This window comes from Sutcliffiella sp. FSL R7-0096 (assembly GCF_038595065.1).
In the GTDB taxonomy this organism is placed as follows: Bacteria; Bacillota; Bacilli; order Bacillales; family Bacillaceae_I; genus Sutcliffiella_A.
Genome location: NZ_CP152003.1, coordinates 331,265 through 341,435 on the forward strand (window position 1 = coordinate 331,265; position 10,171 = coordinate 341,435).

The 10,171-nt window shown below is 43.6% G+C and carries 8 protein-coding genes; all 8 read left to right on the forward strand.

The annotated features are described in order from the left end of the window. The first annotated feature begins 89 nt into the window (after positions 1–89). The 8 genes from MKY77_RS01905 to MKY77_RS01940 all read left to right on the forward strand — a co-directional run bounded on the left by MKY77_RS01905 (position 90) and on the right by MKY77_RS01940 (position 10,097). A complete protein-coding gene (locus MKY77_RS01905) occupies positions 90–1,022 on the forward strand; it encodes an ABC transporter ATP-binding protein (protein WP_339148561.1) in 933 nt (310 codons plus the stop codon). An 11-nt stretch (positions 1,023–1,033) separates the two neighbouring features. Beyond that, positions 1,034–2,296 carry an ABC transporter permease gene (locus tag MKY77_RS01910; protein WP_339148562.1) on the forward strand — a complete coding sequence of 421 codons (1,263 nt, stop codon included), beginning with the start codon at positions 1,034–1,036 and terminating at the stop codon, positions 2,294–2,296. Continuing rightward, entirely contained in the window at positions 2,297–3,400 is a 1,104-nt protein-coding gene (locus MKY77_RS01915) for an ABC transporter permease (RefSeq protein ID WP_339148563.1), read from the forward strand. It begins immediately after the preceding gene. A 143-nt stretch (positions 3,401–3,543) separates the two neighbouring features. After that, the gene (locus MKY77_RS01920; protein ID WP_339148564.1) at positions 3,544–5,535 is read left to right on the forward strand and encodes a methyl-accepting chemotaxis protein; all 1,992 of its coding nucleotides are present in this window, start codon (positions 3,544–3,546) and stop codon (positions 5,533–5,535) included. A gap of 386 nt (positions 5,536–5,921) precedes the next feature. Then, the gene (locus tag MKY77_RS01925) at positions 5,922–6,452 is read left to right on the forward strand and encodes a sigma-70 family RNA polymerase sigma factor (RefSeq protein WP_339148565.1); all 531 of its coding nucleotides are present in this window, start codon (positions 5,922–5,924) and stop codon (positions 6,450–6,452) included. Then, entirely contained in the window at positions 6,439–7,731 is a 1,293-nt protein-coding gene (locus MKY77_RS01930; RefSeq protein ID WP_339148567.1) for a hypothetical protein, read from the forward strand. The genes MKY77_RS01925 and MKY77_RS01930 overlap by 14 nt, the downstream gene beginning before the upstream one ends. 270 nt (positions 7,732–8,001) lie before the next feature. After that, the gene (locus MKY77_RS01935; RefSeq protein WP_339148568.1) at positions 8,002–8,976 is read left to right on the forward strand and encodes a LysM peptidoglycan-binding domain-containing protein; all 975 of its coding nucleotides are present in this window, start codon (positions 8,002–8,004) and stop codon (positions 8,974–8,976) included. Between the two features lie 479 nt (positions 8,977–9,455). After that, a complete protein-coding gene (locus MKY77_RS01940; RefSeq protein WP_339148569.1) occupies positions 9,456–10,097 on the forward strand; it encodes a hypothetical protein in 642 nt (213 codons plus the stop codon). Positions 10,098–10,171: the final 74 nt, after the last annotated feature.

A 10,171-nucleotide genomic window follows, 5' to 3' on the forward strand; every position in this document is an offset into this window, starting at 1 on the left:
TCACCCCTATCCTCGGAAACTAATGACCTTCTTCAGGTTAACTCTCCTCCCACCGATAGTATAGTAGAAGTAATAAAGGGGGCATCCATATGCTAGAAGCCATTCAACTAACGAAATCATTCAAAAACACCCAAGCCGTCAAGGGTGTTAATGTATATCTGGAGAAAGGGGAAACGGTGGGATTGCTTGGACCCAATGGAGCCGGCAAGTCCACCACCATTTCCATGCTCTCCTCCCTTGTCCCACCGACAAGCGGGGATGTTTTACTCAAAGGGGAAAGTGTCAAAGAGCAGCCACAGCACCTCCGAGAAATCCTTGGGGTGGTTCCACAAGAAATTGCCGTCTTCCCTGAGCTTACAGCCTATGAAAATATGAGTTTTTTTGCAAAGATTTATAAACTGCCAAAAAGTGAGCGGAAACAGCGTATAGAAGAGGTTTTGACGTTAGTAGGCCTGGAACAACGACAAAAGGAACCGGTCAAGCAATTTTCCGGGGGGATGAAGCGCCGTCTTAATATTGCGGTGGCCTTGCTACACCGGCCGGAAATCTTGATCATGGATGAACCGACAGTCGGGATCGACCCGCAATCAAGAAACTATATCCTCGAAACGGTGAAGAAGCTGAACGAGGAAAATGGAATCACGGTCCTTTACACAAGTCATTACATGGAGGAAGTCGAATTTCTCTGTCAGCGCCTCTATATCATGGACCGCGGGGAAGTGATCGCCTCCGGGACAAAGGAAGAAGTGAAGAATATCCTCTCGTCCGAGCACACGATCGAAGTGGAAGTAGAAAAGATAAAGCCGGAATTCATCGGAAAACTGGAGACCATACCGGCCATTTCTACCGTGACAACGTTGGAAAAGAAAATCATCCTGTTGGCACCGAAGAAAATAAACCTCCTAGAAGACGTTTTCGATGCTGCCAAGCAGACAGACAGTCCGCTCAAAGGAATACAAATAAAAGCGCCGACACTTGAAGATGTCTTTTTGCATCTGACCGGTCGCAAGCTTCGGGATTAGGGGGAGCGTACGTGTTAAGTGCATTTATCAAAAAAGATCTCCTTCACTTACTTCGGGATAGAAAAGAAGTCCTGATCTTGCTCGCGATGCCATTTGTGTTGATTACCATCCTTGGCTTTGCCTTAGGGGGAAATGCTAGCGGGGACATCACGTTGAATGCTCAGGTTGCGGTCATTGACAAAGGAGATCTACAAGCAGAGTTGGAACAGTTTGATGAATGGATGCTGACGGAGAATATTCCTGAGGAAGCCAGAACCTCCATCCTAGACGTTGCCGAACAGACCTCCATGCCAGAATTGCTCGTGGATACAGTAATGAAAGAGGAACTTCAAAATCTGCTGAAAGTAAAAGAAGAAACAGATCTGGAAACCACACTGGCTGATGACAAATTTGCGGGAATTCTACAGTTCCCGGAAGGTCTTCGACTGGAAACCTGGAAGGGACAATTCTTTAAGCAGGGAAGCGGCATGGAATTGCAGCTCTACCTGAACGAGGAAAAGGGACTAGAAGCCAGTGTCATCTCAAATGTGGTGGAGAACTTTACCGATCAGATGCGACTGCATACGGTATTGACACAAGAGGCACAACAATTAAACCAGGCCCCACCGGAGTTTGAAGCGATAGCCGAGGTGACAGGTGAAACAGTGACAGTGGACGGGAAGGTGCCCGTGGATTCCTTTGGCTATTTTGCAGTGGGTATGAGTACGATGTTTGCTTTATATGTTGTGTCCTTTGTTGCTGGCTATGCCTATTACGAAAAAGCAACCTTTGTGTATGACCGCATCCTGTTAACCAATACAAACCCCTGGACCTACGCGACAAGCAAGTGGTTGTCCGCCGTTTTAATCTGCTTTTTGCAACTTTGTGCCCTATACGGATTGGCAGCGGTGATTTATCAGGTAATCTGGTCAGATCTCCTAGCATTCCTTGCCATCACCCTTTTCTTCAGCTTTGTGGTCGGTTCGATGGCAGTGTTGATCACTGCTTTGAATTATCGCTTTGAAACGCAACGGATATCCACCATGTTTTCTGGATTCCTTGTCAGTGTGTTTGCTTTCTTGGGTGGAAGCTTTATCCCTTGGAATGAGGTTTCCGACACGATGTTTACCATCGCATCCTTCACGCCAAATGGTACGGCCCTGCAAGGATACTTGAAAATATTAAGTGGTGGGGAGCTTGCAGGTGTGACCGATAATCTTTTCCGCTTAGCGGTGGTGAGTATTGGCCTCATCTTGATAGCCATTCCTATTTTTCCAAAAAGGAGGTTGATCTAAATGAGGGCGATTCTAATCAACCATTTACAGTATTTAAAAAGACAGCCTTTTGCAGTAATCGGAATGATTGTTTTAACGTTTGTGTTTGCCCTGGCCTTAGGGCAGGTGAACCAAGGTGCTCCGGGAGAGGTCCCTGTTTTTTCAACCACCCTTACCGAAGTGGAACAAGCAGAACTGATTCAGGCTTTGAATGCAAAAGTGGAGGATACCATCTTTGTTTCTGAAAAGGAAACCGCTGTGAAGGAAAAACTCGAAAAAGGGACAGCTGACATCGGGATGCAATTGGAGAAGGATCGTTACAAACTCTATCTTAGTGCCATCACTCCCAACACAACACTGATAGAGGCGCATGTAGCGAACGTGCTGCAGTCAGAGAGTACGCTTACCCTCGCAGCTCAAAGGCTTGATTCTTCAACAGATGAGTTGAGGGAAAAGGTAGAAGAAAGCAGCAGTCTCTTTGCGGTCTCAGAAAAATCCTTTAAAGAAAGTGAGTTCATCTATGATTCTTCTCTGCAGGCCTTGTTCGGATTCTCGCTTTTCTTTGTCATCTTCACGGTCACCTACACGGTTAGTACTGTATTGGAGCAAAAGAGGAATGGAATGTGGAATCGGATGATCCTTTCTCCATTGACGAAGGTTCAATTGTACTTGGGACATGTAAGCTTCAGTTTTTTGTTGGGATACGCGCAACTGGCGCTCATCTATACTTTTTTCCACTTCGTTTTAGGAGTGGATTTAAGGGGGGGATATCCAATGATTCTCCTTGTGATCATTCCATTTTTGTTTGCGATCGTGTCCCTCGGTATACTCATCAGCGCTCTTGCCACCAACCTAAGGCAATTGGATGCTGTCATCCCATTGATATCTGTGAGTATGGCCATGATCGGGGGCGCATACTGGCCGCTGGAAATCGTTCAATCTGAGGCTTTGCTCACCTTGTCCAGACTAATCCCGATGACGTACGGGATGGAAATGCTAAAAGGGGCAACCCTCTTGGATTGGTCCTGGTCGCAATTTCTCCTTCCAGCCTCCGTTCTATTTTTCATGGGTGTCCTCTTTATGGGAGTCGGATTGAATCTTATGGAGCGGAAAGCAACTGTGTGAATTAATTTTGGGGGACGGATTGTGACGCGCGGCTTTTGTCGAGATCCATTTTTCTAAAAATACTGACTTCTCCTTTGTTTCTTAACAATTAACTTCCTATGTCGATAAAATGTTTATCTGTTAAAAACAAAGGAGACTCATACATGTTCACATCATTACGAGGCAAACTGGTCTTTTCGTTTTTGTTATTAATATTCCTGATAATAGGAAGCGTCGGGGTCATTACATACAACCAGGCAAAAGGGAAGATAGACAAAGACGTTGTGGCAAATGCGGAAGCTTCCATGAGCGATCTGGAAAAAACCATTCACATTTATTTAGATAACTACTCTAACATACTCGCTTCCATCGGGAGTACGTCATTGGTCAGTGATTTTCTGGTCGATGCCTCATCAGCGAATGAAGCCACTATGGTAGAGGGATTCAATCGGGTATTGGAAAATTATCCTGATATGCAGGTGCTTTACCTGGCAACCAAGGAAAAAGGGTTCTTTTCATACCCGACAGTAGACCTGCCGTCAGATTTTGACCCAACCACAAGGACTTGGTATCAAGATGCCATGCTAAGTCCCGGTGAAGTCATCTTTACGGATGTGTATATGGATACATCTACTAATGAACCGGTAATAACCCTTGCCAAAGCCGTAACCGGAAACGGAATTGTCCAAGGGGTACTTGCAACCGATATAAACCTTTCTTCTTTAGAGGAATTGGTAACCCAAAAAGAATTGGGACATGGTGGATACAGCATTCTTTTGGATAAGAACGGGGTAGCGCTAGTACATCCTACTTTGATAGGGGAAAATCTGTTAGAAAAGGACCTGCCGTTTATCGAGAACATCTATCAGGAAGAAGCGAGGGATGGGGTCCAAAGATACACCTATGATGGGGAAAAAAGAATCCTGGCTTTCAACACTATCCAAGCGACAGGCTGGAAAATTGGTGGAGTCTTCTTGGAAAAGGACATGCTGCAACTGGCTTCTGGTATTTTGCGCACCATCATTATAGTTGGAGTAATAGCACTTGTTGTCGCAACGATCTCTACCATTTTACTAGCTGGCTACATTACTAGGCCGATCTTAAAGCTGAACGCCGAAGTGACCAAGGTTGCAGAAGGAGATTTAACAGGGGATATCGAAATTCGCTCCAAGGATGAAATAGGTGTGTTGGCAACTTCATTTAAAACAATGCTTGTTAACATGCGCGAGATGATTGGGACAGTGGCAGATTCTTCTCAAAAAGTGAAGGTGGCCGTTGAGGATATGAGTGCCGTTACAGAAGAGGTTTCCGCGACAAGTGAAGAGATGAACCGTGCGATTGAGGAGCTTTCAAAAGGTGCGGTTCAACAAGCGACCGACCTTGAAGGCACAAGCTCACGCACACAAAATCTTGCTGATAATATAGAAGATGTTTTATCTAAACAGGAGACTCTAGATGCACTTTCCGGACAGATCATCACGGCCAATGAAACGGGTGTAAGGAAACTAGAAGTCCTTCAGGGGCATACACGTGAATCAACGGAGATCGTGATGAGCCTCAGTTCGTTGATGACCCAGTTTACGGAGAAAATCAATAGTATCGAAGAAATCACGCATACCATCAATGAAATTTCCAATCAGACGAATCTGTTGGCGTTAAATGCAAGCATTGAAGCGGCACGCGCCGGCGAACATGGTCGTGGATTTGCCGTCGTGGCAACGGAAGTGAGGAAGCTGGCCGAGCAAACCGCCGATTCGACCCATCACATTAAAGAGACGATTTCAAGTATCCAGGAAGAGTCCAAGGTGATATTGGAAGAGATGGAGAGAACAAACCGAATCTCTGGGGAGCAAAGTGTTGCTGTAAAAGATACCGGTGAATCCTTTGGGGAAATTGCCACCAACATTCGCTCCATTGTAGGGTTCCTCGAGGACATCATGGCTAACATGAACGAAATGAACGAGTCCAAGGAAGAGGTGCTCGCCTCCGTTCAAAGCATCTCCGCCATCGCCGAGCAATCTGCTGCAGGCACGGAAGAAATCGCCGCTTCCACAGACGAGCAGGTGAAAGCGATCAGCAGTATCGCTTATTCGGCCGAGGAGTTGCTCGCGATGAGTGAGGATCTCAGCGAATTGATAAAGAGGTTTAAATTGTAGGATATTTTTGGGGGACCCCGGCCGGGTGGATTTTTGGATGGCCGGGGTTTTTTGAAAAGGATTTATTGAGGGCATTCACTATACAAGGAGAGGTTTCCTGATATAATCCAGGATTTCCTGATATATGTTGATTTTTCCGGATATAACTCAATTTTTCCGGATATCTCTCAAAATTTCCTGATATAACTCATTTTTTCCTGATATATCCTTCGGTTTTCCCGATATCTTTATTTTTGCAAAGGTATTTTAAGTGTCCCCCGCACTATTCCCGCCGCTTTGCTCCAATATCACCCCACTTTTACCCCACCTCAGCAAAATTTTACTAGATTGCTTGGAACGTTTTCCAAAAGTCGCTTGTCTAATTAGGGAAAGGAGGTCACAACATAGTGAAAAGATTAAAAGCATTGTTCAAATCGTCCGCAAGTGGCCCGACATTCGAGTCCCTGATAAAAGATGAACAAGAAAAATTATATAAGATAGCCTATGCCTATGTGAAAAATGAACAGGATGCATTGGACGTGGTGCAAGAGGCGATCATCAACGCATACAAGTCATTCCCGAAACTTGAGAATCCCCAATATTTTTCCACATGGATGACCCGTATTCTGATCAACACCGCAATCAACGAGCTGCGAAGAAGAAAAAAGATTACCTTCCTTGATGTAGAAAAGCATGAACAATCCGTCAAGGAAACGCATCTTTCTATACATAAGTTGGACCTTGCCCAAGTACTGGAAAGGCTGAAACCAGAACAGCGGAGCTTACTGATGATGAGGTTTACCTATGGTTACTCCATCAAAGAAATGGCGCAGATTTTTGAAAAGCCAGAAGGAACGATCAAGTCGCAGTTACACAGGACACTCGCTCAGGTAAAAGCGGAATTGGAAGAAGGGGGAGAGAAGTATGGAGAAGCTTAGCCGCGAAATCGGGTCTGAATTTGAGGAGATATATGTACCAAAGAAAGAACTGGATGCGAGGGTGCAGAAAGCATTGGAAATTGCGCAAAAGCGGGAACGGAAGAAGTCCTCCAGGTTACAAGCTTTAAAAATGAATGCTGTTGCCGTTTTGGTAATCGGGATTGTCGCGGTCTTGTTCCAATCAAACTTTTGGGATACAGATAGTACTTCTGGATTTGGGTATCAAAAGGGGATTATATATAACCATAGTGGAGGCACGACGGGAATTAAACAAATAGCAAAAGAAGGCCGCGTCCACCATTTAAACCTAGAAGAGGAAACCTCAAATGTGAAGGTACAATTGAAGGAAGCCTATTACGATGCAGGCGTTGTGATGGTAGGTTATCAAATGGAATCAAAAACCCCATTTGAAGGGAATGTACTTGTTCATCTTACTGCTAGGGATGCAACAGGCTATTATACTTCCAGATTCATGGACTTGGATCCAAACCACACCGAGCAAGGGGTATTTCAGTTTGAACACTCGGACTATTTCATTGAGGATGAAAACTTTGAGCTTAGGCTCATTTTCATGAATGAGGATCACAAGAAAGAAGAAATAAGCTTTCAGTATACACTCGAAAAAGCTTCCGGTCTAATGGAAAAGGCCGTAGGGAATGAAGCGGAAAATCAAGCTGGTGTCTGGCTAAGAGTGGATCATGTGAAAGAAACGATGTCCCAATTAGAACTTATTGGCACGATGCGTCTGCCAGAACACTTTGGGGATATCCAGGAGGAAATCTGGCCCCAGCTCGCATTGGTTGGTACATCTGAGGACGGCTCCATTAAAGTTTCAACCCCAAATGGTCAAGGATGGGGTTACAATTCCCCTGAAAAAGTGGATATAAGATTACAGGGAGAGTTTGCCCCGTTACGCGATGTTAAGGAAACGAAAGCAATTCCTTTTATCAGTAAACGGGACACACAAGAAATTTCGCAAAGCCTGGAAAAGGGGACCACGATGGAAGTCATGGGCCAAACAATCAAGGTCAATCAAATAGTACAAAGCCCCGATGAAGTAACAATCAACATTTCAAAGGGGAGCTTGCCGGTGGAATATATAGTGGGGTTTGTAACTTTAGGGGTGATAGGTGGTTACAGCGAAAACGTGGATTCCTATAAATTAACGGGTGATAGGATGGAGTTGACCTATAAATTGAGAGGAAATCCAAGGGACTTAGAAATAAATCACCTTCCTGTGGAGCATTTCTTTAGCGACTTAAGAGTTGATGTGAAATGATGATTTTTGAAACGGCGGTCTCGTTCAGTCGTTTCTTTATAAGTAATTATACTTAATAAACATCCACTAATAGTAAAAACATAATTCTATATTCCTCTTTTTAATTTCCACCCTGATAATTTTTCAGGTGTTTACGAAATATCTTCTTGATTTCGACAAAATACTTCTAACAGAAGAATATATTGGTAGATAACAAGGGGGATTATGGTGGAAAGTCAGAATATTAAGTCTCGTAAAGAGAGAATTGAGACACAAAAAAGGGCAAGCAAAATGAAGAGAAATAGAAAAATGGTTAGTTATGTCCTAGCTGGAACGCTTGCAGCTAGTGCATATATCACGGTCAATATAAAAAGCGGTGGAGTGTTGGCAAATGCCCAAGTTTATCAAGTAAAGCCAGGTGATACCCTATATTCACTAGCTCAAAAACACGGCTTGTCCGTCAATGAATTAAAGGCGCTTAATGGTCTAAAGTCTGATGTTATCAAAGTGGGGCAAACATTGAAGGTTAGTGAGGCTGGTTCGAAAGATAGGGAAACGCAAAGAGTCGTTCATCATACGGTTACCAAAGGCGATACTTTATTCTCAATCTCCCAGAAGTACGGAACAACCGTCTCAGCAATTAAACAACTAAATGCTTTAAAGAGTGATGTCATCAAAGTAGGAAAAACGCTTACAGTCAGCAACGGCCAAACGGCTGCTGTTTATAAGGTAAAGTCAGGAGATACATTGTTTAGCATTGGTAAAAGGTTTAGTGTTCCAGTGGGGTTGATCCAGAAGGAAAATAACCTCACAACAGACATTATTTTTGTTGGTCAGCAGTTGAGCATCCCGACTACTAAAAGCCTCCCAGTAAAAGAAAATAAACAGGAAACAGTAACAAAGGCATATTACACGGTTGCGCCAGGAGAAACATTATGGGGAATAGCCAACAAGTTCAATCTATCTGCTTACAAATTGAAAAAGGATAACAACCTCTCCTCTGATCATGTATTGATAGGCCAAGAACTTAAGATCCAAACGGACGGGTTAATAAAAGCCAATGCCGTCATAACCGGAGTGGTCGATCGTAATTCAGTGGAGTTTATAATTGAAGGTGAAAAAGAACCACTTGTCTTACGTGTGGCATATGGCACAGCAGGGAATTATGATCTCATCGCTGGGGCAGAGCTAATGATCATTTATAAAAATGGGGTTAGCCCCGTGTTGGTTGACCTTGTGTTTGCTAATGAGGGGTTTGGTTACTGATAATAAGGAAGGGGATCACTTTACTTTGAGTGGTCCTTTTTTTTGCAGAAATCATGAAAAAAAGCCAATTTTAAAAGGAAAATGCTACTAATTAGTGTTAGGTAAATGGGCTTCGGACACAAATCTTCTTTCTTCGGACAAGAAATGCGAGAAATGCGTGAGGTTCGGACATATTACTTAGGAGTTCGGACAACTTTTGCTGGTCGTTCGGACACCCAAAAAATTCGTTCGGACAAGAACGGGGAAACTTTGGACAAGTTCACGATAACTTTGGACAACTTTTAAAAAACTTCGGACTACTTCCCGAAAACTTTGGACATTTAAAAAGGAGGAAGCAATTCCAAGCAAACACGCACCCCCATCCATCACTCCCCTTCCGAGCAACAACCAACCTCCCCATGGAATAACTCTCAATTAAGAAGGTATTTTGCCAGCTTTATAGAAATAGTTTCCAATGATAAAAAGAAAGCAGGTACCCCATGTTCAAAAACAAACCAGCCTTATATATTTCTGTATCACTGATTGCCATCGCAATGATGATGTCCTTTCCCTTTAAACTTAGCGCACCATACGGACCTGAACGAGTTTCCATATTGGCGATACCTACTAGGACAGTGGAAGGACCGGTGTATCTGGGAATGATCATTGTATCCATTCTATTGTTAGGATTAGTCTTCTTGGTGCTGGCTTTGAAAAAATATCGTGCACGCGCTGTCCTTATTGCCATTCTTCTATTTGTGTTTGGTCCGTTAAAGATTGCAGAGGCATACCAGGATACCTTTGCTACAGGCCTCGATGCAATTTCGTATGACCGGGACAGGAGTACCTGCTCCTATGAGAAGAAGAATGACATAACCATGACAGCACATTGCGAATTATATCTTCAAAACCATAGTAAGGAGGATGTGACATTAATGCTCACTTTTTATGAAGAAGAGTATGCAATAGGGTCACACTATATGAACGGTGCAGGTCCATTCGAAGTAACCGTCCTAAAACAGAACCAGAATCCTATAATTGTGAAGCGAGAGCTGAAACTAGAAAAGGAGCAGCCTTTTTCAGGATCTGATAGTCATTTCAACGTCATTGTGGAAGCCAAAGGAAAGAAACGAATACTTTAGTCAAACGTTTGTTTAATATCTCCAATCCGTTGGTATTCCTAATCAAACGGCAATTCATCAAACGTTTGTTTAAA

What these genes read in the sequence shown, in the direction of transcription:
- MKY77_RS01920 (WP_339148564.1), top strand. Translation starts at nt 3,544, where the DNA reads ATGTTCACATCATTACGAGGCAAACTGGTCTTTTCGTTTTTGTTATTA.
- MKY77_RS01930 (WP_339148567.1), top strand. Translation starts at nt 6,439, where the DNA reads ATGGAGAAGCTTAGCCGCGAAATCGGGTCTGAATTTGAGGAGATATAT.
- MKY77_RS01935 (WP_339148568.1), top strand. Translation starts at nt 8,002, where the DNA reads ATGAAGAGAAATAGAAAAATGGTTAGTTATGTCCTAGCTGGAACGCTT.
- MKY77_RS01915 (WP_339148563.1), top strand. Translation starts at nt 2,297, where the DNA reads ATGAGGGCGATTCTAATCAACCATTTACAGTATTTAAAAAGACAGCCT.
- MKY77_RS01905 (WP_339148561.1), top strand. Translation starts at nt 90, where the DNA reads ATGCTAGAAGCCATTCAACTAACGAAATCATTCAAAAACACCCAAGCC.
- MKY77_RS01940 (WP_339148569.1), top strand. Translation starts at nt 9,456, where the DNA reads ATGTTCAAAAACAAACCAGCCTTATATATTTCTGTATCACTGATTGCC.